This is a genomic window from Pseudomonas sp. E6002, assembly GCF_013385565.1.
GTDB lineage: Bacteria > Pseudomonadota > Gammaproteobacteria > Pseudomonadales > Pseudomonadaceae > Aquipseudomonas.
Map to the genome: position 1 here is coordinate 65,147 of NZ_JACAPT010000013.1, position 22,672 is coordinate 87,818.

Consider the following 22,672-nt stretch of genomic DNA (forward strand, 5'->3'; position numbering starts at 1 on the left):
TTTCAGCGCTACCGGTGAGCTAATCAGTAGGCGGTGCTTTGTGGCTGGAGCCGAAGAAGGTGCAGCTCATCTAGTAAAAATTTCAGCTTACTGGTCAGTATTATTGCTCGCATATCGGAGTCATCAAAAGATATGTAACTGGCTGATGGAATGTGCTAGCTAAAGTTGAGAAAGATATTTCAGCTGAGAAGGGACTCGTAGATACTTCATGAATAGTACTGAAGATTTTTACTCAACAAAGCCTCGCGAACAAGTAGGTAGAGATACCTTCTTAAGGTATAGGGCTCAGATACGAGCTGCCGCACTAGCCGCCTTAGAGATTTTGGAAGGTGGCGAAGTTGATAGAGTTTTTTGCGATTATCATGACGATTTCGTGATTGGAAAGAAGGTTTCTGGTAGGCAGCAATACGAGTTTTTTCAAGTTAAAACTCGCGCTAAAACCAGTAAGAACTGGACGCTTAACGAGGTATTTGGACTTAAAACCCAAAAAAATGCGAGCCACTCCGCAGAAAATGTGAAGGCTAGTTTCGCCGGAAAATTATTGCAGCACACGGTAACCTTTCCGGACGTGTGTGCAAAAATTGTATTTATGACTAATGCTCATCTGGATGAAACTCTCGAGGCAATGTCTGTAAGCCTAGAGCGTAATGATGTTGCCAATAAATATTTGAGATTTATTGTCGATAATTTTAATGATTGCTTCGTGTTGACCGAGCCAAAACTTTCAGAGGCCCAAATACTTGAGAAACTTTCTAAACTTAGATTTGAGTCTGACGTTTCGTTTATAAAAGATAAAAACAATAGCTTCGAGTCCGATGCTCGGACCAAGATATACCAGTTTAGTGAAATCGATCTAGAGTTTAATGAGGCAAGGCAGATACTAGTGAATCTGTTGGAGTTGATGTCGAAAAAAACTTCAGGGGTGATTTCTGTTTTTGATGAGGCCTCTATTAATAATAAGGCAAGTGTTGATATAAATGACTTGCTTGATTTATTAAGTATATCTAGAGAAGCGTATCATTCTCTGATTCAAGGAGGTGATGTTAGAGCAATTAAATCGGCGTCAGTAATCCAACGCACGATGTTTGCTTCTGGAGCTAGCAACGAGGAGATTGAATATTCGTCGAGATGTAAAACTGAGTGGGATGTTTGGCTTCGAGATAATAGAAATAAGCTTTCCGATTTTGATCTCCTTGCTATAGCTTCGAAAATTGACACGTTACTTGCCGATACACTTGATGGCACCAAATCTTTTAGGCTAGGTGCACTGCATCCAAAACTGAAGCAGTTGATGGTGGATCTGGATAGTTTGGGGTTGGCATACGACTTAACACCACCACTTTTGTTCGGTGGATTTATTTCTGCCCTGGTTAGGTGTAAATCATGAACTATGACGAATTCTTTGAGAGTGTAACCAGGCGCGAAATTTCAATTGTTGTTTTAGAAAAAGATGTTCAAAAAAACTATCAGCTAAGTAATGAGGCATTATTTCAGTTACCTCTCATCTCAATGATCGTACTTCTATTGGCTAAGGACCGGCGTAAGCCAATTGTGACTGAAATTGGGCAGATGGTGGGAGAGTCCATCGAAGCCTCATTAGTCGGGTTCAAAGGGTCTTCCAATCATTTAGGTTGGTCTGCAATCTTAAGGATACGGACGGTAAAAGCCATTAGCTTTCTAGAACGATCCGGCATGATTGAAATCCGAAAAAACGACAATAGAATGCTCGCTACAACCCTAGGACTAAAGGTCATTGATAGAGCTTTGTCTAATGATGATGATTTGTCCTATAACCTTTCGTTGATTCAACGATCTTATAGAAATATCTGTGTGAATAAGCAGATGGACCTGGAGCTTGTATGAGGCTTATCAGACTTCAAATTTTCCCGAAGGGCGATAATGGATGGAGCTCAGAGCCGTTGGTATTTGGCCAAGATATCACTCAACTCTTCGGCCCTAATGGCTGTGGCAAATCACCGCTAATTAAGTCTATAGTTTTTTGTCTTGGCTATCCAAGTAAATTTCGAGATGACATTCTCGAGAACTGCCTGTGTGCTGAGTTGGAATTTGAAGTCAATAATGTTAATTATGTTGCTCGTCGTAATTTTAAATCGGGACTAGATGTTGTTCTAACCGTCTTGTCAGGAGTTAAGCACGAGTTTTCAAATGAGCTCGACTACTCGAGGTATCTTTTTGAGTTGTTAGGGTTTGATATACCTACATTGGTCTCTAGCGATGAAAAAAAGGCGGCGCAGGCGTACTTTTCTGCTTTGCTCCCTATCTATTATTTAGATCAAGAGGAAGGGTATCGTAAGTATTATAGTCCTAGCACTTCCTTTATAAAGGATCAGCTTTCGGAGTCGATTCGGATTGTTTTAGGCGTGGCGCCGAAGAACGCATTTGATGCGAAAAAGAAACTTATTGACGCTAAGCGTGAGCTCGAACAGCGCGATAAGCAAGTATATGCACTAAAAAAAGAATATGAGTCAGCCAAAGATGTCTACGGATCTATAGATCCAGTTGGAATAGATGTGGAACTCAAGTCTTTGTACCAGAGACTTGAAGAGCTGAAAAGTGGTACGGCAGATAAAACTGCTTCCACAGACGCTATTGATGAACTCATTGGATCGAATAACGAAAATATCCGATCTTTAGATCGGGAGCTAGGAGACATCTCCAAGCGCGACCGTAGCTTTCAAAGAATTCATGCAGAGATTCAAACCGAAATCAATACACTGAGCCTGAATGAAGAAGCGAAAAGAGTTTTTTCTTCTTTTGACGAAATATGTAACTCCCCAGGCTGTCAATTGTTTTCATTCAGCTCTGACTCCTATGGTAAGAATTTACTTTATTTAAAGGACCAGTTAAAGGATCTGGAGCGCAATGTTGAGATTGGGCGTGGGAGGAGTGAACAATTAAGTCTTCGTCGGGGTGAGTTGGTAGCTCAAACTCAAAGCCTTACTGAACGACGAAATTCCTTGGTCAATACTTCAGATATTAAAGCTCTGGTTGAAGCGATTACCCAAATTACATCAAGGATATTTGGTCTAGAGCAGGATAAAAAGTCTTTAGATTCGATCGAAGATATTTCGGCTCGATATGTTAGAGCTTTATCAGCTCAAGATGAAGCTATTAATCGAAGGGAAGAACTAGAAAAAACTGGGCAAGGTAATCCTCTCATTATTAGATTCAGAAGTGTGCTCAGAGAGAATATGATTAAGTGGATGGATATCCTCGATACAAATAATGTTTCTAGCGATATAAAATTTGAGGGGGATTTTGTTCCAATTTTAGGTAGCGAGAGATTAGCTCAGTTAGGTGGGAGTACTAGGCTCCGTGTGATTCTTGCTTATCATGCAGCGCTTCTTGAGTGTTTTGAGTTTTTTAAAAGAAGGAAAGTGTCGTTTATTGTTTTTGATACTCCAAAACAACATGAGATGCATGGGGTCGATCTGGGGCGCTATGTTGATGCGCTTAAAGTATTTTCACGCGCGACAGGTGTTCAGATTATTATATCCGGAACTGAATATCATTATATTGGGGATGCTAGGGATAAAGATTGGGAGCCTAAATTTCCAGGGTCTAAGCAAAATATGTTCTTGAAGCGAGGTCGATTATAAAAGTGTGGTTTTATGCGCTGCGGGAGCGTTAGCTTTCGTGGGGCCATGGTGTGTAATAGTCGCCTAAATAATTTTTATTGGTGATCGATGATAAGCTTAAAGTCTCCCGCTAGTTATAATGATCTTCTAGAGCAGTTGAATAAGATAACATTCTGCAGTAGTTTTATTTTTTTCGTGTTTATGAGTTTGTTTGGATATTTGCCAGTTATAAAAATAAGTCCTGACTTGCTTCCTACAACGGAAGACCAAGGTGTTTTGTTGAAGTGGGTGGTTTCTTTTGGCCTGGTCCCAATCACATTGGCGTCAATTGCTTTCCTGGCAAGTTTTTCCTTGGAAGCTCATAATATTTTGGCAAAAGTTCTGGGTCTAAGATTATATTGGGATCGCGCTATTACAAAAAAGGCATTGCGCTACTCTCAGGTAGAAAGAAAAGCCACGCGTGATTTAATAAAGAGCTTCATGCGCGATATGTATTATAAGGAGGTGGCTCTAATAAATCAGCACTATGTTCAGTTGTTTTGGCGCTATACGTTGTCTTTTTGGGCGATATTCGAACATTTCTTTGTCGTATTGCTGACTATAGTTTACTTGTTGATTTTTAATAATGACAAAGTTGATATGGCGCTTTTTTTCTATCTGTTAGGCTTACTGCTGCTTCTGCTTTTTCATCTGTTTTTTATTACGCTTAAAAAATCATATTCTCAGGTTTATCAAATAGATAAATTGAAATTATCTCAGTATTTTCGTGGGGTTAAATAGTGTATGAGATATTTGATTGAAGGTGAGATAATTAGATCAGAAAACGCTGCTAAATCGTATAAGCAGAAATCTAAGTTCGTTAGCAACTACCTTAGAGCGCGACCTAGCAGTAATAGAGTAATGGATTTTGGTTGTGGGAAACTTCGATATTCAGATGAAATTGTATCAATAAGTAAACAAGTCGTTTTCTTGGATTCTGATTTGCAGCTTTCACGTAATCAAATGGTGAGAGGGTTATCTACTAGCGTAGCTGAATACGTATCAATGCACTACGCCCATGCGCAGACTTTATCCTTTGAGAGTGCAGTGGCTCAAGGCGTTCATAGTTGTTTTGATTTTATAAATTGTTCAAATGTGCTATCCGCAATCCCTTGTGTTGACTATTTGGAGAGTGCATTATGTATTATTTACTCTGCCTTAGAGGGAGGCGGCGAAGCTCTTTTTGTTAATCAATTTAGATGTTCGTCTTTCTCCAAATTTGAATCCGGGCGTCGTCACATGTATGGCTATATTTATAAAGGGCGCCTGGGTTACACTTATTATGGCGTCATGACGAACGATGCGGTTGTGGATCTTCTCGTGCCATTAGGTTTCGAAGTTGTAAACGTTTGGTCGGAAGAGGACGTAGGCTTTGTGCTCGTGCGTCGGCCACATGCAGTGATTGCATGATGGTCTAGTTTTATTAGTTTTATTTTATGATTTTGCCACTATGAATGAACCAAGACTTCCCGAGTCTTTTCGCTACTAACTGTATGGTTAGCAAATAGTAATAATTAGTTGCTTCCGAACGTGCTTCTCTTGTAGCAGTTAGGAACCAAACTAAATGCTTTTTTTGCCAGCACCATGGGTTATCTTGCTGCCAGCGCTTAGTGATTGCGCCCTGAATTACCTTTGCTTGGCGAAGGTGACGCTGGCGCGTGGTATTTGAACCGGTCAATACGCCTAATAAGAACAACTCGATATCGAATGGCTTGCTCATGCTCGACCACCGATGTAAGCCGATACCACGTCAACACGGCCGTGCCCTAGCTCATAGCTGATTTGCATTCGGGCATCCTGATTTAGCTGTCGGTCGAGCTGATCACAATGGCCACCCTTAATGGGCGCGGGATGATGGGTGATTTGTTCATAGCGTTCGCATGCATAGGCTGCCCGCAACTCGTGGAAGCCTTTGAGGCTGTACCGATGGAGGATGTCCCGTGCAGGACGGACGATTCCTCGTTGGAAATCGAGGTAGCTTTCGTTCGGTGCAAGTAGGTTGCGGCTACCGTCGGGTGAGACATGGAGGGCTGATGCCAGTGAACCGCGGATGTGATCGTTTACCGTGATCCAGCGAGGTGCCGACGTACCTGATCGGCCACCTTTGGTGCCATCCTGGATGTTGATCTTGCCGTAGTGTTCGGCCTCACGTTTTAAACGCAGTAGGTCCGCCAAAATGGCCTCGCGTAAGCGCATGCCGGTGGCTCGCGCCAACTGTGCGATGGCCGCCGCACGCGGCATTTGGTGTTCGCAGAGCGCGTCGACTATCCGCATTACCTGTTCGCGGTCCAGGCCTTGCGGGGCTGTTGTGCGGATGGTTGTGCGCTGCATGCCCAGCGCCTTGCTCGGACTCGATACCTTCACATACTGATCACCGCGCAGTGCGGCGAGGGTCCGGTTCATGCTGGACAACCGGTTTTGCGCAGTCGCGATGGCAATCTCACCATGTTCAACTTGCTGTCGCAGATGTTCGGCGTAGTCCACCAAGGTCTGCCGATCAATTTGTCGCGCATCGTTAAACCCCGGCCCATCCTCCGACCGACACCAACGAACAAACGCCTGCCAGCGATCACTGTGCGCCTTGACTGTGCCGTAATGCCCGCCGCCAAACAGATCCCGCAACGCCTGTGGCCCGGCATAACTCAGTTGCCGTCCATATCCAAAATTCCGCCCATCCCTTCTACCTACCAATGCCATGATCAAACTCCTGTCGAAGCCAAATCTTTGAAACTTTCCCCACGTCATCCCGCCACGAATGTTGAGTGTTATCAGGGATCAAGGCCCCTGCGACCTGTGAGGGTCGTCCACTAACGCGAGACTGGCGGCTCTTTACGACCGGGAGCTTGGGCATCTCATGACCTGGCCTCCTGAACACCTCTGAAGAAGTGGGCGGGTGGAGGCTGCACTGGCTGACGAGACCAATGCCGCGAGATCCTGAGTCGGGTGAAGGCAGTGAAGCGATGACCGGGGCATGCCTGACTGTCAGTCAGGTGCAGTCCATTCCGTGGGCTGCGGCACCATCATCTGCATCGCTGTTGCTGGTGACTTCGGTGTTTGTCACGCCAATTGTCACAAGGGGGAATGCCGCAAAGCCTTGTACGAGGTGGGCTGCAGCAGTGGTACGAGCGCCCGTCTCTTTCCAGGAGAAAGAGACGGGCGCAGGTTGGCGCAAAATTCGGCCAAGCGGATAGGTTGCTGCAGGACAGCGAGGTACGGTGTAGCTGGCGCACTAGGGCCATGAGATTAGAGAGCATCCATCACCGGGGGAGGTGACCGGGCGAGCTGCCGGATGCGAATCGCCTTTAGGGAGAACCACCGCGGGAGCGGCGTGACCTTGAAGGTTCGGGCCACCTGGGGTGCTGTCATCGACAGCGCTTGCACGGCCAGTTCTACGCCTGTGGATAAACCCGGTCAAGGGTCGAAACCCACCACTTCTTTGGACTTTAAGGGCGGTTATCCACCTGTGGAATTCCGTGGTAAGCCCCGGACAACGTCGTGGCTTTTAGCTTTTCAAAGTGAGGTCCTTCCAAACAGGGCGGCTTTGCAGCCCTGTTTGGAAGGACCCGCGCTTACAAGCGGATAAACGAGACTGCTTGCCCTGAACCTTGAGCGCTCAGTTGCTGTTGCTGCCGTTATTGCGCCTGTACAGCGCTAGCGGATCGGCACCACGTTCTTGTCTCTGACTTGGCCGTATGCTGAGGCGAGCAGACTACCGGTGGCGGCTTTCTGGATGTACTCACTCCACCAGGCCATCATCGGGCGCCGGCGTTCAATGTAGTCGGCTCGGTTGTAGGCGCTGCGCACCTCATCCTTGTCGATATGCGCCAGTGCGACCTCAATGAGTTCTGGGTCCCACCCATGCTCATTCAAGATGGTGCTGGCCATGGAGCGCATGCCGTGGCTGACCAAGCGATCCTGGAACCCCATGCGTTTCAACGCCATGTTGGCGGTCTGGCTATTGGCGTGGGTGCGTGGATTTCTGTCTGCTGGAAAGACGTATTCGCGATGGCCGCTGTGAGTCTTCAGTGACTCCAACAGTGCGACGGCGTGATCACTCAATGGGATGCTATGTGGGCGGCGCTTCTTCATCCGCTCCGGAGGGATAGTCCAGACACGCCTTTCAAAGTCGATGTCTGCCCAGCGAGTAGTTGCCGCCTCGGCGGGGCGAGTCATGGTGTGCAACTGCCATTCGATCAGGCAACGGGTAGTGCGTTTGATGCTGGCATTCGCGATTTCCAACATGAGCTCGGGGAGCTCTTCGGGCGGAAGCGCAGCCATGTTCTCTTTCTTGGGCTTCTTGAATACCGCTCGGATACCGCTGAGTGGGTTGGCGAAGATCAGACCGGAGTTCACCCCATAGGTCATGATCTCGTTAAGCCGCTGGCTAAGACGCTTGACCGTCTCCAGGCTGCCTTTCGCTTCGATTGGACGAAGTAACCCGATCACCATCGGTGCGGTGATTTTCACGAGTGGTGTCGTCCTCAAGTCGGGGAACACATGCAGCGTGAGCGACCGCCAAATGTCCTCAGCGTAGGCCGGGGTGACCGAGTCTTTCTTGAGCTCGAACCAGGCGGTGGCCACGTTCTCGAAGGTGTGTTCCGTTTCTGCGCGCTTGGCTTCATTCAGCGTGTTGCGCTGCACCTTCGGATCGATGCCCTGGGCGAGCAGCTCCCGCGCATCGACTGCCATCTTTCGTGCATTCGCCAGTGACAGTTCGGGGTAGGTCCCAAAGCCGATGTTGATGCGCTTTTTGGTCACCGGTTCGCGGTAGTTGAAATTCCACAGCAACGAGCCGTTGCTGCGTACGCGGAGCTGCAAACCGTCACCGTCAGTAAGGACGTAATCCTTGGACGCCGGTTTGACTCCCTTGAGCTGTCGATCGGAGAGGCGAAGGTTTTGAGCAGGCATGAGATTGTCCTCAAGCACTGATTCGGTATTCCAAAGATTAGCACCGGATGAGCTGGAATACCGTCTGGAATACCCGAACGGCTGGAACTCAAAAAATCTCAAAAGACCGCAAAAGCGCTGGAAGCCGCGTATTTACTGGGTCGCAGGCACAAAAAAAGACGTCCGTGGACGTCTTTTTTTGATCATTTGGTGGAGCCGGGGGGATTTGAACCCCCGTCCGCCAGTACTCCGCTGTCGGTACTACATGCGTAGCCGTTTCTATTAAGTTAACCCTCAGCGACCCGAAGGGCAGGGTGCTTTGGGCGAGTTGTGTAAGTTTTAGCCGCTTCGTCCACAACGTACTGCACGGCGATTCTGTTCTATATGACAATCACTTTGGGTTTACAGACATCCCCTGATGATTGCTGGACCCGAAGGTACCAGGAGGGAAGGGCTAAGGCTGCTTACGCAGCGAGAGCGTATTCCCCGTAGGTTTCGTCATTGGCAACTATAAGAAGTTGCAACAGTGGATTTACGAGTTCTGTTACCAACTCGGCATGCACCTAAAGTTTCGCAACCGGCGTCGAATCCTAAACGGCCCCGTGCTTGTAACTCGTTGTTTCTTAGTGAGTGACAAGCCTGTGCAGTGTACGTCAATCGGTCACAGAAGGCCAACCCGAAGGTTGGCCTCGGGCAATCAGCGAGTTACTGATTGCCGCCTTTGTCCGTGTCTTGCAGGCTTTGCAGGGCCTTGGAGGTGATCTCGATGCATTTCTTGTCATCGCCTGCCGCATGGGCTGCCTTGGCTTGGGAAACGGCGGTGTCGATTTCGCCAGATTTGCCGCTGGTGTCGGTGGCGAGCAACGCTTTACCGTTGTTGATTTTGTCCAGGTTGATTTGGCACAGATCGTCTTTTGTTCCGGCCGCAAACGCGGGGGACGCCAGCATCGCAGCGGTAATGAACAAACCAGCAAGAGCGGAACGCTTCATGGGTATCTCCTTGTGCAAATAGGGCTCGATGCTGCCGGTTTTCCGTGCAGCCAGCGAGGTCACTGATGAGCCTCGTTTGTCGAGGCCTATGCAGATGACTACGCCGGCGCGCAGGGGTTCTGTTTTGTCGCTGGATTAGTCGAAAAACCCCGAAATCATTAGGTTTTGCACCCAAAGAGGGCGGCCCTAGTGGGCGCGCGCCTGGGTTACTCGATCCACCAGGTACACCAGGCCGTGGTAATCAATTCCACCGTGTTGCGTCAGGCCAATCTCACACGTACGGCTGGTGGAGATGCCCTCGCTGCAATACTGCACCGCGTCCTTCAGGCTGCGTAGCGAGTGGGCATTCAGTTCGGGCGTGGTAAAGCCTTTGTCGCCGGCAAAACCACAACAATGAATGCCTTCAGGGATCACCACGTTTTTGCTGCAACGCCTGGCCAAGTCGATCAGCGCCTGGCTTTCTCCTAAATGCTGGGTGCTGCAGGTGACATGCACGGCGATCGGGGCTTCCTGGGGGGTGAAGTCGAGGCGGTCCATCAGGTGGGTGCGAATAAAACGCACGGGGTCGTAGAAGTCGAGGCGGGTTTCGGCCAGGTCCTGGACCAGGCGCAGGGTGCACGGGCTGGTGTCGCAGTAAATCGGGTCGAGGCCGCCACGGCTGGCGTGGAGCAGGGCGCCGATCAGTTCCTGGCGTTTGTGTTCGGCTTGTTCGGCGTAGCCCTTGGATGCGAATGGTTGGCCGCAGCAGAGGTTGTCCTGATTGTCGGGAAAGACTACCTGGTAACCGGCTTTTTCCAGCAGGCCACGGGTTTTGTCGTACAGCGACATCTGTTCGTGGTCGCCGGCTGCCGGGCCCATCGCGCGTGATACGCAGGCGGCGAGGTACACCACGCGGGGTCGCTCATCGCTCACGGCGGGGCTGAAGCGAATGGCCTTTTCCGGTTGCGGCATGGCGTTGGTCCATTGGGGGATTTGCCCCTTGGACAGCCGGGTTACCGTGGCCGAGAGCTTCGCCAGTCGCGGCGCGCCCAGCAGCATGCGCGCACCGTTGGCCACGTGCAGGGTGAAGCGCGCACCTTGCAGTGCCGTGGCGAAGTGCGTCGACAGCCATTCGGCGGTTTTCGTACGGTCGGCGTCGCGGCTGCGCAGCTTTTTCACCAGGTCGCCGGTATTGATGCCTACCGGGCAGCGTTGGGCGCAAAGCCCGGTGGCCGCGCAGGTGTCGATGCCTTGGTATTGATAGGCCGCTTCCAGTTCAGTGGTGTCGATACCGGCGCGTTTCCTGGCCTGGATATCACGCCAGATCACAATGCGCTGGCGCGGGCTCAGGGTCAGTCCCTTTGATGGGCAAACCGGCTCGCAGAAGCCGCACTCGATGCACTTATCCACAAGCTCGTCCGCGGCCGGCAGCGGCTTGAGGTGCTTGAGGTGGATTTGCGGGTCTTCACTGAGTACCACGTCCGGGTTGAGAATGCCGTTGGGGTCAAGCAGGCGCTTGAGCTGCCACATCAATTGGTAGGCATCGCTGCCCCATTCCAGTTCGACAAAGGGCGCCATGTTGCGACCGGTACCGTGCTCGGCCTTCAGCGAGCCGCCAAACTCCACGGCCACCAACTGGGCGACGTCGTCCATGAACGCCTGGTAGCGTGCGACTTCTTGCGCGCTGTTGAAGCCTTGGGTGAACACAAAGTGCAGATTGCCTTCCAGGGCGTGTCCGAAAAGGATCGCTTCGTCGTAGTGATGTTTGTCGAACAGCTCGATCAGGCGATTAACGCCAATGGCCAGTTGTTCCACCGGGAAGGTCACGTCTTCGATAATCACGGTGGTGCCGGTTTTACGCACGGCGCCTACGGCGGGGAAGGTGTCTTTGCGGATCGCCCACAGCCGGGCGTTTTCCACCGGGTCTTCAGTGAAGTCGACTTGTTTCTCCACCGGGAAGCTGGCCAGGGAAGCCATGATCAGCGCCAGTTGCTCATGCAGCAGCGAGGGCGAGGCGGCGCGGGATTCGATCAGCAGGGCGCAGGCATTTTCCGATAGCTGCTGTACGAAAGCCGGCATGCCGGGTTTGTCCTGCACCGAACGCATGCTGCGCCGGTCCAGTAGTTCAACCGCTGAAACAGGTTGGGTTTTGAGTACGGTCACCGCGTTGCAGCAGGTTTCCACATCCGGGAACACGATCAGGGCCGAGGCTTTGTTCGGGTGGTCGATCACCGTGTCGTAGGTCACTGCGCTGATAAAGCCCAGGGTGCCTTCGGAGCCGACCAGCAAATGGCTGAGGATATCCAGTGGCTCGTCGAAATCCACCAGGGCGTTGAGTGACAACCCGGTGGTATTTTTCAGACGGTATTTGTGGCGGATTTTTGCAGCCAGTTCAGCGTTTGCCCGGGTTTCTCGACCGAGTGCCGCCAGGCGTTCAAGCAGCTCGCCATGGCGTTGGCGAAAGGCCGCAACACTGGCCGGATCTTCCGTGTCCAGGCGGCTGCCGTCGGCCAGCACCAAGCGAATTCCTGCCAGGGTGTGGTAGGTATTCTGGGCCGTGCCGCAGCACATGCCGCTGGCATTGTTGGCGACGATGCCGCCAATTTTGCAGGCATTGATCGACGCCGGATCCGGACCGATTTTGCGCCCGAATGGCGCCAGCCAGGCGTTGGCTTGCGCCCCGATCACGCCGGGCTGCAAGCGGATTTGTGTGCCCTGGCCGCGAATCTCGCGCCCGTTCCAATTGTCCCCCAGCACGATCAGTACCGAGTCGCTGATGGCCTGTCCCGAAAGGCTGGTGCCCGCCGCACGAAAGGTCACCGGCACGCGATCGCGTTGGGCCAGTTGCAGCAGCGCCACCACCTCATCTTCCGACTCGACACGGATCACCAGTTGTGGGATCAGTCGGTAAAAGCTGGCGTCGGTGCCGAAGGCGAGGGTGGAGAGTGGATCGTCGAAACGACGATCTTTCGGGATCAGTTGTGCGGCGTCGCTCAGAAAAGCAGCAGGCAGGCTCATCGGTCCTCCAGAAATAGCAGACGCCGGAATCGCTGCCCGGCGTCGGTTCTTACCCTATCGCGTGCAGGTCTTAGTGCACCAGCATACCGGTGAACCAGTAAGCCTGGGCCAAGGTGATCAGCCCGACGATCGTCGCGAAAAACAGGCTGTGCTTGAGGGTAAAGCGGAACAGGTCGGATTCCTTGCCCACCAGGCCAGTGGCGGCGCATGCCACGGCAATCGACTGCGGCGAGATCATCTTGCCGGTCACGCCGCCGCTGGTGTTTGCCGCTACCAGCAAGGTGTCGTTGACGCCGATCTGGTGCGCGGTGGTGGCTTGCAGCGAGCTGAACAGTGCGTTGGATGAAGTATCAGAACCCGTCAGGAATACCCCGAGCCAGCCAAGGAATGGCGAGAAGAACGGGAATGCCGCGCCGGTAGCCGCCAGCACCAGGGCCATGGTTGATGACATGCCCGAATAGTTGGTGACGAAGGCAAAGGCCAGCACCATGCCGATGGAAAGGATCGGCCAGCGCAGCTCATAAAAAGTTTCTTTCAAGGTGGTCAGACCAGTTTTGAAATCAATCTTCAGCACCAGCATCGATACCAGGGCGGAGAAGAAAATCGCCGTGCCGGTGGCGGAAATCGGATCAAGCTTGAATACCGCCGGGATGGCTGTCGGGGTGGCAACGATGGGCGCGACCTTGATCACCAGTTGATCCAGGTGCGGGATCGCAAAGTTGAATACCGAGCTGTACATCGCGCCGCCGGCGGCGAACATCGCCTTGAACGGCTTGAGGGTCCAGATGGTGACCAGCACGGTCAGGATCAGGAACGGCGACCAGGCCTTGAAAATTTCCCCCAGGCTGTAAGGCGAAGCCAGGGTGTTGCGAGGCAGGCCAAAGCCACCGGCGCTGGCAGTGACGGCAGTGCCGGACGTTGCGCCAACGATTTGCGCGCCGGCACTACGCTTGGGCTGCCAGACTTTCAGGAACAGGGTCAGAGAAATCAGGCTGGCCAGGGCCGAGGTGATGTCCGGCAGTTCCGGGCCGATGAAGTTCGAGGTGAAGAACTGGGTTACGGCGAAGCTCAGGCCCGCAACCAGCGCGGCAGGCCAGGTTTCCTTGACGCCGCGCAGGCCGTCCATCATGAACACCAGCCAGAACGGCACGAACAGCGACAGCAGCGGCAGCTGGCGACCGGCCATGGCGCCGATCTTGAACGCGTCGATCCCGGTCACTTGCCCGGCCACGATGATCGGAATCCCCAGTGCGCCGAACGCAACGGGGGCGGTATTGGCAATCAGGCACAGGCCGGCGGCATACAGCGGGTTGAAACCCAGGCCTACCAGCAGTGCGGCAGTAATCGCCACCGGTGCGCCGAAACCGGCGGCGCCTTCCAGGAACGCGCCGAAGCAGAAGCCGATCAGCAGCACTTGCAGGCGCTGGTCGTCGGTAATCGACAGCACGGAGCTGCGGATGATTTCGAACTGGCCGCTCTTGACCGTCAGTTTGTACAGGAATACGGCGGCGACGATGATCCAGGCGATTGGCCATAGGCCGTAGGCGAAGCCATAACCGGCGGCGGCGAGCGCCATGTCGACCGGCATCTGGAAGGCAAAGATCGCCACCAGGATCGACAGTGCCAGGGTGATGCTGCCCGCAACGTGGCCTTTGAGGCGAAACACCGCCAGGGCCAGGAAGAAAAATACGATGGGAATGACGGCGGCCAGTGCGGACAGGCCGAGGCTGCCGAGCGGGCTGTAGAGCTGTTGCCAGGTTTGCATATGGGGTGGCCCCTAATTGTTGTTGGTCAGGCACTGCTTGGATGATTTGGGTAATTGGTATTACCAATTTACAATCACCGTTGGCTAGGTTAAAAGCCTTCTGGGGGATGTGTCAATTTGCCGCTTGTGAATCTTTGGTCGTAGGTCGGGGTTGGTGGGGGCTGATTGGCTTAAACGAGGGCGTTCTGATAGGTGCCGGATACTCGGCGATAGGCCAGAATAGGGGCCCCGGCGAGTGGTCGGGATGGTGGAGAGTGAGTTATGGGGTTTGATCAGGTGCGTCAGCGCCGTTTGTCTGACGACATCGTCGAGCAGCTTGAGGGCATGATCCTTGAGGGCACGCTGAAGTCGGGCGAGCGCTTGCCGGCCGAGCGCGCACTGGCCGAGCAGTTCGGGGTGTCGCGGCCGTCGTTGCGTGAGGCGATCCAAAAGCTGGTGGCAAAAGGTTTGCTGATCAGTCGCCAAGGTGGTGGCAATTATGTGGTGGAGTCGCTGGGTTCAACCTTCAGTGATCCGCTGCTGCATCTGCTGGAAAATAATCCGGAGGCTCAGCGTGATCTTCTGGAGTTTCGTCAGACCCTGGAGGCCTCTTGCGCGTATTACGCAGCGTTGCGTGCCACTGAGGTGGACCGCGAGCGGCTGACCGCGGCGTTCGAGGAGTTGCAGGATTGCTACACGCGGTCGGATGAAGTGAGTCGGGCGGAAGAGGGCGCGGCGGATGCGAGGTTTCACCTGGCCATCGCCGAGGCCAGCCATAACGCGGTATTGCTGCACACCATTCGCGGCCTGTTCGACCTGCTCAAGCGTAATGTGGTGACCAATATTGGCGGCATGTACCAGCAGCGTACGGAGACCCGTGACATGCTGATCAATCAGCATCGGGACCTGTACCTGGCGATTATCGAGGGGCGTGCCGAGCAGGCACGGGAAGTCTCAACACGTCACCTGCTGTATGTGCAGGAAGTGCTGGAGGAAGTGCGGCAGGAGGTTCAGCGCATGGCCCGGGCGGAACGGCGCAAAGGGATGTAGCAAATGCTGTGGATGAGGGAGCGGGCTCCGTCATCCACATCAAGTCACAAGAAAGTCAGTCTTCCTTGCCCTTGTTGCGCACGGCACGCTGCAATTCCCGGTTGGAATCGCGCTCGCGCTCGGTATCACGCTTGTCGTATTCCTTCTTGCCCTTGCCCAGTGCGATCTCGCACTTGACCAGGTGCTTGCTCCAGTACCACGACAGGCAGACACAGGCGTAGCCCTTTTGCTGCACGGCGGCGTGGAGCTTTTCCAGCTCGCGGGCATTGAGCAACAGCTTGCGCGTGCGCACCGGGTCGGCGATCACGTGGGTGCTCGCGGTCATCAGCGGCGTGATATGACTGCCGAGCAGCCATGCCTCGCCGTCTTTGAGCAGCACATAACTGTCGACCAGCTGCAGCTTGCTGGCACGCAGACTTTTTACTTCCCAGCCGGCCAGGACCAGACCAGCCTCGAAACGATGTTCGATGAAGTAATCGTGTCGCGCCTTTTTATTTTGCGCGATGGTCCCTGTTGGGTGTTTCTTTTGTTTAGCCATAGGGGCGGCATTATAGGGAGTTGCGAGCGCGTCGGCTACGGTCAACCTGCGTGCTTGAGCGTGTTGAATGAATCCCGGACAATGCAGGCTGGTTTTTGATTTTTTTCTTTCGCGAATCCTGTTGTCCTTTCGCGATGTTTGCCGCTCAGCTGTGGAAATAACGCTCACATGACGACGCATATTCAACGTTCGGCCCTGCTGCCTTATCCGGCACAGGCGCTCTATGACCTGGTCAACGACGTGGCGCGTTACCCGGAGTTCCTGCCTTGGTGTTCGACTGCCGAGGTGTTGGAGAGCAGTGATGAGCACATGGTTGCCAGCGTGGGGGTGGCAAAGGGCGGCTTGAGCCAGCACTTTGTCACGCGCAACACGCTGGTGCCCGGGCAGTCCATCGAGATGAATCTCGAAGAAGGTCCGTTCACTCAGTTGCACGGTGTGTGGGTGTTCAAGGCGTTGAACGAGAAAGCCTGCAAGATCAGCCTGGACCTGTCGTTCGACTATGCCGGCCCTATCGTGCGTGCCACCCTGGGGCCACTGTTCAATCAGGCGGCCAATACTCTGGTGGACGCGTTTTGCCAGCGCGCCAAGCAAATGCATGGCTGAGCCATTGGTTGAAATCGAGGTGGTGTACGCCGCGGTGGATCGCCAGGTGTTGATGAGCCTGGCAGTAGCGCCGGGCTCAACCCTCAGGGCCGCAGTGTTGGGCTCGGGAATGGCTGCGCAATTTCCGGAGCTGAATCTGCAGGATTGCCCCTTGGGGATTTTCGGCAAGGTGGTTGCGGACGCTGACGTGCGTGTGGTGCAGGCTGGAGACCGAATCGAGATCTATCGGCCATTGCTGGCAGATCCGATGGAGATACGTCGCTTGCGTGCGGCGAAGGCTGCCAAGGCAAAACAGCAGAATTCATAGCTTGAGAAACGGTAGACAACAAAAAGCCCGGCATGCCGGGCTTTTTATCGAGCGTTACAAACTTACTGCGGGCTGGCATCCAGAGGTTCTGGAGTTGGCACCGGAACGGTTTGCACGCCGTCGACGCCTTTCTGGATCTCGTCCAGCAACGAGCCAGGCTTGGCCGGTACCTCGGACTTGGGCTTCTCCTCGTTCTGCGCGGGCGCAGGAGCGGTGGTGCCGTTGTCCTTGCCCAGCAAGGCTTCATCGCGGCTTACGCCCGGTTTGAAGTCCCCCGACAGGCTGACGAGCTGGTCATTGCCATTGAAGATGACACTGACCCGCTCCTGCTGGCGTTCACCGCCACCAGGTTGGATGCTATAGAGATAATCCCAGCGATCGGCATGGAATGTGTCGGTCAGCAGGGGATTGCCCATGATAAACCGTACTTGCCGTCGGGTCATTCCCGGGCGTAACTGGTCTATCATGTCCTGCGTGACGACATTGCCCTGCTGGATGTCGATTTTGTAAACCCCGGGGAATGAACAACCGGCGAGTGCGAGCAGTCCCACAAAGGTGAAACTGGTTAGCAAGAGCTTGGTGTTTTGCATCGGTGGGCGACTTCCACTATCTTGGCTGGGACAACGTAAACGCCGATCATACCCGTATTAAGAGAAGCTGCGAAGCAGCATCCGCGAGAAAGCTAACCATGGTTGAAAATAGCGAACTACGCAAAGCCGGTCTTAAAGTGACTCTGCCACGAGTCAAGATTCTACAAATGCTCGATTCTGCTGAGCAGCGCCACATGAGTGCCGAGGATGTATACAAGGCGCTGATGGAGTCTAACGAGGACGTCGGCCTGGCCACGGTTTACCGTGTTCTGACCCAGTTTGAAGCAGCAGGACTGGTGGTTCGTCATAATTTCGACGGCGGTCATGCAGTGTTCGAACTGGCCGACGGCGGTCATCACGACCACATGGTTGACCTGGATACCAATGAGGTTATCGAGTTCACCAGTCCGGAAATCGAGAAGCTCCAGCACATGATCGCTGAGCAGCATGGATTCGATTTGGTGGACCACAATCTGGTTCTCTACATACGTAAGAAAAAGTAAGAAAGCTACGCAGATTCGCTCTGCGAAACGATCGAAGGCGACCCTAGGGTCGCCTTCGTGCTTTCTATAGAAAGAAAATACTCAGTAAGCCAGGCTTCAGACCTTCGCGGTTACCACCATTTTCTTCGCGTGAGCCAAGGACTCCTTGGTCAGGTCGATGCCGCCGAGCATCCGCGCCACTTCTTCTACCCGTTCGGTCTTGTTCAGCTTGGACACGGCGGTATGGGTCGCATCGCTGCCTCGCACCTTGTGCACGAACAAGTGCTGATGCCCTTGGGCGGCTACTTGTGGCAAGTGGGTGACGGTCAGTACCTGGCCGCGATCGCCCAGCCGGCGCAGCAACTGGCCCACGATCTCGGCAGTCGGGCCGCCGATCCCTACGTCCACTTCATCGAATACCAGTGTTGGCACGCGAGAGGTCTGGGCGGTGATCACCTGAATCGCCAGGCTGATCCGCGACAGCTCGCCGCCGGAAGCTACCTTTGCCAGTGCCTTGAGTGGCTGGCCCGGGTTCGCGCTGACCAGCAGTTCTACCTGTTCAAGGCCGTTGGGCAGCAGTTCATTGCTGGTGTTGGTGTGCAACTCGATGGTGAAGCGCCCGCCGGGCATGCCCAGGCGCTGGATTTCCTGCTCTACCGCACTGGCCAGGCCGGTCGCTGCCTGATGGCGCAGGTCGCTGAGTTCTCGGGCTTTCTCGTGATAATGGCGAGCGAAGGACGCCAGCTCTTCACCCAGTCGCTCGATGGATTCGTCGTTGGCGTTCAGGGTTTCAATTTCATCTAGCAGCTTTTGCTGCATGGTTGCGACTTCAGTCGGCTGGATCCGGTGTTTGCGCGCCAGGGTGTAGATGGTGTCCAGGCGCTCTTCTATATCCTGCAGGCGGGCTGGGTCGGCATCGAAGTGATCGAGGAAGCGGTTCAGTTCGCCCACGGCTTCTTCCACCTGGATTTGCGCACTGGTCAGCAGAGTGGTGGCTTCGTTCAGCGAGCCTGATGCGTTATTCACGCTGGATAGTCGGTTCAGGCTTGCAGTCAGGGCGTTGAGCACATTGCCGGAATCACTTTCGCTGCACTGCTCCACCACTTGCCGGCAGATGCCCAGCAGGGTTTCGGCGTTGGTGAGGTTCTTGTGTTCCTGTTCCAGTTGCTCCAGTTCCGTTTCGCCGAGCCCCAGGCTTTCCAGCTCTTCCAGTTGGTAGCTGAGCAATTGGTGGCGGGCACGCTGCTCATCGCCGGAGTTGGAAAGGCGCTCCAGCTCCTGGCGGGTCTGGCGCCAGCGCTGCGCAGCCAATTGCACCTGGCGCGCAAGATCGGTGGCACCGGCGTATTCGTCGAGGAGTCGGCGATGGGTGTCGGTTTTCAGCAGGGACTGGTGTTCATGCTGGCTGTGGATATCGATCAGCAGTTCGCCCAGGGCTTTCAAATCGCCGAGCGGGCAGGGCGTGCCATTTATATAGCCGCGGGAGCGCCCTTCGGCCGTGATCACCCGGCGCAGGATGCACGGGCCTTCATTGTTAAGGTCGCGCTCGGCAAGCCAGGCCTCGGCTTCCGGGATATCGGCCAGGTCAAAGGTGGCGAGGATGTCGGCCTTGTCGGCGCCCGGGCGTACCACCCCGCTGTCGGCGCGATCACCCAGGGTCAGGCCCAGAGCGTCGAGCATGATCGACTTGCCGGCGCCGGTTTCGCCTGTGATTACGCTCATCCCGCGATCCAGTTCAAGATCCAGGTGTTCAACGATGGCGTAGTTATGTACGGACAGGTGCACCAGCATGACGGCCGCTCCCAGGCTTTAGGTCTGGTTATTTATACAGTGTTTTGTTTGAAGGTGACAATCCTGATGCTTAGTCCGATTTGCTTGAATAACTGGCTTTTTAAGCGCAACAGGGAATGATTGATAAGAATTGATCCAGGACAAGTGAAAGACTTTTGGTAACGCCTCGACCCTTGAACCTGAAAATTGTGGCCCCATATACCGGAACAGAAGCGCGAGTCGAGTTCGCGCATGATTTTGAAAGGAGAAATCTATGGCTGACGAACAGACGCAGGATACGCAAAATCCAGACGCCAACCAGGCCGCAGGTGAAGACCTGGCCGCTCGTGTGCAAGTGCTCGAAGAGCAATTGGCAGGCGCACAGGATCAATCGTTGCGTGTTGCCGCCGATCTGCAGAACGTCCGCCGCCGCGCCGAGCAGGATGTAGAAAAAGCTCACAAATTCGCCCTGGAAAAATTTGCCGGTGATCTGTTGCCGATCATCGACAGCCTGGAGCGTGGCCTTGAGCTGTCCAACCCGGACGACGAAAACATCCGCCCAATGCGCGAAGGGATCGAACTGACCCTGAAAATGTTCCAGGACACCCTGAAGCGTTATCAGCTGGAAGCTATCGATCCGCAAGGCGGCGAGCCGTTCAATGCCGAGCATCACCAGGCAATGGCGATGCAGGAAAACGCTGATCTTGAGCCGAACAGCGTATTGAAGGTGTTCCAGAAGGGTTACCAGCTCAACGGTCGCTTGCTGCGCCCGGCAATGGTTGTGGTGAGCAAGGCTCCTGCACCGGTTGCACCTTCTATTGATGAGCAGGCTTGAAATAAGTCGTAACGGCCCCATCTATAAGTCAAGCGTTTAAGTACTGCCGCAGTTAGCCACCACTGCTGCGGCAAAAAAATCTAAGTTTCGGGAGAGTAAATCATGGGCAAAATTATCGGTATCGACCTGGGGACTACCAACTCCTGCGTCTCCGTGCTGGAAAACGGCGTATCCAAAGTTATTGAAAACGCCGAAGGCGCACGCACCACTCCGTCCATCGTGGCTTATGCCAACGACGGCGAAATCCTGGTGGGCCAGTCCGCCAAGCGTCAAGCTGTGACCAATCCGCATAACACCCTGTACGCGGTGAAGCGTCTGATCGGTCGTAAGTTCGACGAAGAAGTCGTACAGAAAGACATCAAGATGGTCCCGTACAAAATCGCCAAGGCTGACAACGGTGACGCCTGGGTTGAAGTGAACGGCCAGAAAATGTCGCCGCCACAAATCTCGGCTGAAATCTTGAAAAAGATGAAGAAAACCGCCGAAGACTACCTCGGTGAAGCCGTGACTGAAGCGGTGATCACCGTTCCGGCCTACTTCAACGACAGCCAGCGCCAGGCGACCAAAGACGCCGGCCGTATTGCTGGCCTGGACGTGAAACGTATCATCAACGAACCAACCGCAGCCGCTCTGGCCTACGGTATGGACAAGGCCAAGGGCGACCACACTGTGATCGTTTACGACCTGGGTGGCGGTACCTTCGACGTTTCCGTGATCGAAATCGCTGAAGTCGATGGCGAGCACCAGTTCGAAGTGTTGGCCACCAACGGTGACACGTTCCTGGGCGGTGAAGACTTTGACATTCGTCTGATCGACTACCTCGTTGACGAATTCAAGAAAGAAAGCGGCATGAACCTCAAGGGTGACCCGCTGGCCATGCAGCGCCTGAAAGAAGCCGCTGAGAAAGCCAAGATCGAACTGTCTTCGAGCAATTCGACCGACGTGAACCTGCCGTACATCACTGCAGACGCTACCGGTCCTAAGCACTTGAACGTGAAAATCTCCCGCGCCAAGCTGGAAGCGCTGGTAGAAGACCTGGTTCAACGCACCATCGAGCCTTGCCGCATTGCGCTGAAAGACTCGGGTATCGACGTTGGCGCGATCAACGACGTGATCCTGGTGGGCGGTCAGACCCGTATGCCACTGGTTCAGAAGCTGGTTACCGAGTTCTTCGGTAAAGAAGCGCGTAAAGACGTGAACCCGGACGAAGCAGTTGCCATGGGTGCTGCCATCCAGGGCGCGGTATTGGCCGGCGACGTGAAAGACGTTCTGCTGCTGGACGTAAGCCCGCTGACCCTGGGTATCGAAACCATGGGCGGCGTGATGACTGCGCTGATCGAGAAAAACACCACGATTCCTACCAAGAAATCGCAAGTGTTCTCGACTGCCGATGACAACCAGGGTGCCGTGACCATTCACGTGCTGCAAGGTGAGCGTAAGCAAGCCGGTCAGAACAAGTCCCTGGGCAAGTTCGACCTGGCCGAGATTCCACCAGCACCACGTGGCGTGCCACAAATTGAAGTGACCTTCGATATCGACGCCAACGGCATTCTGCACGTAGGCGCCAAAGACAAGGCCACCGGCAAGACTCAGTCGATCGTGATCAAGGCTAACTCGGGTCTGTCCGAGGAAGAAATCCAGCAGATGATCCGTGACGCTGAAGCCAACGCTGACGAAGACCGCAAGTTCGAAGAGCTGGCCGCTGCCCGTAACCAGGGTGATGCACTGGTTCACTCGACTCGCAAAATGATCGCTGACGCTGGCGACAAAGTGACTGCCGAAGAGAAAACTGCAATCGAAGCCGCAGTAGTTGCCCTGGAAGCCGCCGTTAAAGGCGACGACAAGGCTGCTATCGAAGCCAAGGTTGAAGAGCTGTCGAAAGTCTCTGCGCCAGTCGCTCAGAAAATGTACGCCGAACAAGGCCAGCCGGCTGACGGTGCTGCACACCAGGCAGAACCTGAAGCCAAGCACGACGACGTTGTCGATGCCGAGTTCGAAGAAGTCAAAGACCAGAAGTAACTTGGTCGCCCGGTTGACCGCTCACAAGCGGTGACTGGTAGGATGTCGCCGCGCGGGAGCTTGCTCCCGCGTTGGCGTGTCTGGGGTACGCGAATTTTTACAGCATGCGACAACGCTCGGATGCTGGCGGTGTGATCGGGAATGCTCCTGCTTTCCGGACGACAGTCACCGCGTTTTTGGCCGGTTTCCGGCTGAAAGCAGTAACGACCAGGATCGTTGAAT

General features: G+C 54.0%; 20 protein-coding genes and 1 other RNA gene. 11 read left to right on the top strand and 10 right to left on the bottom strand.

All coding sequences use genetic code 11. From position 1 onward, the window contains the following. Positions 1 to 208 precede the first annotated feature (208 nt). The 5 genes from HX815_RS13025 (at position 209) to HX815_RS13045 (ending at position 5,048) form a co-directional block, all read left to right on the top strand. Entirely contained in the window at positions 209 to 1,387 is a 1,179-nt protein-coding gene (locus HX815_RS13025; protein ID WP_177028377.1) for a dsDNA nuclease domain-containing protein, read from the top strand. Continuing rightward, complete coding sequence (locus HX815_RS13030) at positions 1,384 to 1,863, top strand: hypothetical protein (protein WP_177028378.1); 480 nt, start codon at positions 1,384 to 1,386, stop codon at positions 1,861 to 1,863. The genes HX815_RS13025 and HX815_RS13030 overlap by 4 nt, the downstream gene beginning before the upstream one ends. Continuing rightward, positions 1,860 to 3,620, top strand: coding sequence for an AAA family ATPase (locus HX815_RS13035; RefSeq protein ID WP_177028379.1), 1,761 nt, complete (start codon positions 1,860 to 1,862; stop codon positions 3,618 to 3,620). Before HX815_RS13030 ends, HX815_RS13035 begins: the two co-directional genes overlap by 4 nt. Positions 3,621 to 3,707: 87 nt before the next feature. Continuing rightward, on the top strand, positions 3,708 to 4,379 hold the full coding sequence (locus HX815_RS13040) for a hypothetical protein (RefSeq protein ID WP_177028380.1): 672 nt from the start codon (positions 3,708 to 3,710) through the stop codon (positions 4,377 to 4,379). Between the two features lie 3 nt (positions 4,380 to 4,382). Further along, a complete protein-coding gene (locus tag HX815_RS13045) occupies positions 4,383 to 5,048 on the top strand; it encodes a methyltransferase domain-containing protein (protein WP_177028381.1) in 666 nt (221 codons plus the stop codon). 19 nt (positions 5,049 to 5,067) lie between these two features. Here the strand turns inward: HX815_RS13045 and HX815_RS13050 are convergent, their stop codons facing one another. The 7 genes from HX815_RS13050 to HX815_RS13080 all read right to left on the bottom strand — a co-directional run bounded on the left by HX815_RS13050 (position 5,068) and on the right by HX815_RS13080 (position 14,277). Further along, a complete protein-coding gene (locus tag HX815_RS13050; protein WP_177028382.1) occupies positions 5,068 to 5,358 on the bottom strand; it encodes a hypothetical protein in 291 nt (96 codons plus the stop codon). Beyond that, the gene (locus tag HX815_RS13055) at positions 5,355 to 6,335 is read right to left on the bottom strand and encodes an integrase domain-containing protein (protein ID WP_177028383.1); all 981 of its coding nucleotides are present in this window, start codon (positions 6,333 to 6,335) and stop codon (positions 5,355 to 5,357) included. The genes HX815_RS13050 and HX815_RS13055 overlap by 4 nt, the downstream gene beginning before the upstream one ends. A gap of 954 nt (positions 6,336 to 7,289) precedes the next feature. Beyond that, complete coding sequence (locus HX815_RS13060; protein WP_177028384.1) at positions 7,290 to 8,546, bottom strand: integrase domain-containing protein; 1,257 nt, start codon at positions 8,544 to 8,546, stop codon at positions 7,290 to 7,292. A gap of 187 nt (positions 8,547 to 8,733) precedes the next feature. Then, positions 8,734 to 9,127: a transfer-messenger RNA gene (gene ssrA / locus HX815_RS13065) on the bottom strand. A 103-nt stretch (positions 9,128 to 9,230) separates the two neighbouring features. Beyond that, positions 9,231 to 9,515, bottom strand: a complete 285-nt coding sequence (locus tag HX815_RS13070) for a hypothetical protein (protein ID WP_003212250.1) — start codon at positions 9,513 to 9,515, stop codon at positions 9,231 to 9,233. Between the two features lie 186 nt (positions 9,516 to 9,701). Continuing rightward, entirely contained in the window at positions 9,702 to 12,512 is a 2,811-nt protein-coding gene (locus tag HX815_RS13075) for an FAD-binding and (Fe-S)-binding domain-containing protein (RefSeq protein WP_177028385.1), read from the bottom strand. Between the two features lie 70 nt (positions 12,513 to 12,582). Continuing rightward, positions 12,583 to 14,277 (bottom strand): lactate permease LctP family transporter, encoded by a 1,695-nt coding sequence (locus HX815_RS13080; RefSeq protein ID WP_134325713.1) that lies wholly within the window; start codon positions 14,275 to 14,277, stop codon positions 12,583 to 12,585. A gap of 261 nt (positions 14,278 to 14,538) precedes the next feature. On the opposite strand from HX815_RS13080, the gene HX815_RS13085 reads away from it, so the two are divergent. Beyond that, a complete protein-coding gene (locus HX815_RS13085; RefSeq protein WP_003212240.1) occupies positions 14,539 to 15,306 on the top strand; it encodes an FCD domain-containing protein in 768 nt (255 codons plus the stop codon). Positions 15,307 to 15,361: 55 nt separating this feature from the next. On the opposite strand, the gene smpB is transcribed toward HX815_RS13085, so the two are convergent. Then, positions 15,362 to 15,844, bottom strand: a complete 483-nt coding sequence (gene smpB, locus HX815_RS13090) for an SsrA-binding protein SmpB (RefSeq protein WP_003212238.1) — start codon at positions 15,842 to 15,844, stop codon at positions 15,362 to 15,364. Positions 15,845 to 16,012: 168 nt separating this feature from the next. Between smpB and HX815_RS13095 the strand changes: the two genes are divergently transcribed. Both HX815_RS13095 and HX815_RS13100 read left to right on the top strand, forming a co-directional pair. Next, the gene (locus HX815_RS13095) at positions 16,013 to 16,447 is read left to right on the top strand and encodes a type II toxin-antitoxin system RatA family toxin (protein ID WP_003212236.1); all 435 of its coding nucleotides are present in this window, start codon (positions 16,013 to 16,015) and stop codon (positions 16,445 to 16,447) included. Beyond that, positions 16,440 to 16,754, top strand: a complete 315-nt coding sequence (locus tag HX815_RS13100; RefSeq protein WP_177009217.1) for an RnfH family protein — start codon at positions 16,440 to 16,442, stop codon at positions 16,752 to 16,754. Before HX815_RS13095 ends, HX815_RS13100 begins: the two co-directional genes overlap by 8 nt. A 62-nt stretch (positions 16,755 to 16,816) precedes the next feature. On the opposite strand, the gene HX815_RS13105 is transcribed toward HX815_RS13100, so the two are convergent. Then, a complete protein-coding gene (locus HX815_RS13105) occupies positions 16,817 to 17,344 on the bottom strand; it encodes an outer membrane protein assembly factor BamE (RefSeq protein WP_003212232.1) in 528 nt (175 codons plus the stop codon). A 98-nt stretch (positions 17,345 to 17,442) separates the two neighbouring features. Here HX815_RS13105 and fur point away from each other — a divergent pair, with 98 nt between their 5' ends. Further along, a complete protein-coding gene (gene fur, locus HX815_RS13110) occupies positions 17,443 to 17,847 on the top strand; it encodes a ferric iron uptake transcriptional regulator (RefSeq protein WP_003212228.1) in 405 nt (134 codons plus the stop codon). A gap of 96 nt (positions 17,848 to 17,943) precedes the next feature. Here the strand turns inward: fur and recN are convergent, their stop codons facing one another. Continuing rightward, positions 17,944 to 19,617 (bottom strand): DNA repair protein RecN, encoded by a 1,674-nt coding sequence (recN, locus tag HX815_RS13115; RefSeq protein WP_087693402.1) that lies wholly within the window; start codon positions 19,615 to 19,617, stop codon positions 17,944 to 17,946. A gap of 253 nt (positions 19,618 to 19,870) precedes the next feature. Between recN and grpE the strand changes: the two genes are divergently transcribed. After that, on the top strand, positions 19,871 to 20,431 hold the full coding sequence (gene grpE, locus HX815_RS13120) for a nucleotide exchange factor GrpE (RefSeq protein ID WP_003212224.1): 561 nt from the start codon (positions 19,871 to 19,873) through the stop codon (positions 20,429 to 20,431). A gap of 102 nt (positions 20,432 to 20,533) precedes the next feature. Beyond that, complete coding sequence (gene dnaK / locus HX815_RS13125; protein ID WP_003212222.1) at positions 20,534 to 22,450, top strand: molecular chaperone DnaK; 1,917 nt, start codon at positions 20,534 to 20,536, stop codon at positions 22,448 to 22,450. The last annotated feature ends 222 nt before the right edge of the window (positions 22,451 to 22,672 follow it).

Excerpts from the sequence above, each read along its gene's own strand:
- HX815_RS13025 (WP_177028377.1), top strand. The coding sequence starts at position 209 with ATGAATAGTACTGAAGATTTTTACTCAACAAAGCCTCGCGAACAAGTA.
- HX815_RS13030 (WP_177028378.1), top strand. The coding sequence starts at position 1,384 with ATGAACTATGACGAATTCTTTGAGAGTGTAACCAGGCGCGAAATTTCA.
- HX815_RS13035 (WP_177028379.1), top strand. The coding sequence starts at position 1,860 with ATGAGGCTTATCAGACTTCAAATTTTCCCGAAGGGCGATAATGGATGG.
- HX815_RS13040 (WP_177028380.1), top strand. The coding sequence starts at position 3,708 with ATGATAAGCTTAAAGTCTCCCGCTAGTTATAATGATCTTCTAGAGCAG.
- HX815_RS13045 (WP_177028381.1), top strand. The coding sequence starts at position 4,383 with ATGAGATATTTGATTGAAGGTGAGATAATTAGATCAGAAAACGCTGCT.
- HX815_RS13050 (WP_177028382.1), bottom strand. The coding sequence starts at position 5,358 with ATGAGCAAGCCATTCGATATCGAGTTGTTCTTATTAGGCGTATTGACC.
- HX815_RS13055 (WP_177028383.1), bottom strand. The coding sequence starts at position 6,335 with ATGGCATTGGTAGGTAGAAGGGATGGGCGGAATTTTGGATATGGACGG.
- HX815_RS13060 (WP_177028384.1), bottom strand. The coding sequence starts at position 8,546 with ATGCCTGCTCAAAACCTTCGCCTCTCCGATCGACAGCTCAAGGGAGTC.
- HX815_RS13070 (WP_003212250.1), bottom strand. The coding sequence starts at position 9,515 with ATGAAGCGTTCCGCTCTTGCTGGTTTGTTCATTACCGCTGCGATGCTG.
- HX815_RS13075 (WP_177028385.1), bottom strand. The coding sequence starts at position 12,512 with ATGAGCCTGCCTGCTGCTTTTCTGAGCGACGCCGCACAACTGATCCCG.
- HX815_RS13080 (WP_134325713.1), bottom strand. The coding sequence starts at position 14,277 with ATGCAAACCTGGCAACAGCTCTACAGCCCGCTCGGCAGCCTCGGCCTG.
- HX815_RS13085 (WP_003212240.1), top strand. The coding sequence starts at position 14,539 with ATGGGGTTTGATCAGGTGCGTCAGCGCCGTTTGTCTGACGACATCGTC.
- smpB (WP_003212238.1), bottom strand. The coding sequence starts at position 15,844 with ATGGCTAAACAAAAGAAACACCCAACAGGGACCATCGCGCAAAATAAA.
- HX815_RS13095 (WP_003212236.1), top strand. The coding sequence starts at position 16,013 with ATGACGACGCATATTCAACGTTCGGCCCTGCTGCCTTATCCGGCACAG.
- HX815_RS13100 (WP_177009217.1), top strand. The coding sequence starts at position 16,440 with ATGGCTGAGCCATTGGTTGAAATCGAGGTGGTGTACGCCGCGGTGGAT.
- HX815_RS13105 (WP_003212232.1), bottom strand. The coding sequence starts at position 17,344 with ATGCAAAACACCAAGCTCTTGCTAACCAGTTTCACCTTTGTGGGACTG.
- fur (WP_003212228.1), top strand. The coding sequence starts at position 17,443 with ATGGTTGAAAATAGCGAACTACGCAAAGCCGGTCTTAAAGTGACTCTG.
- recN (WP_087693402.1), bottom strand. The coding sequence starts at position 19,617 with ATGCTGGTGCACCTGTCCGTACATAACTACGCCATCGTTGAACACCTG.
- grpE (WP_003212224.1), top strand. The coding sequence starts at position 19,871 with ATGGCTGACGAACAGACGCAGGATACGCAAAATCCAGACGCCAACCAG.
- dnaK (WP_003212222.1), top strand. The coding sequence starts at position 20,534 with ATGGGCAAAATTATCGGTATCGACCTGGGGACTACCAACTCCTGCGTC.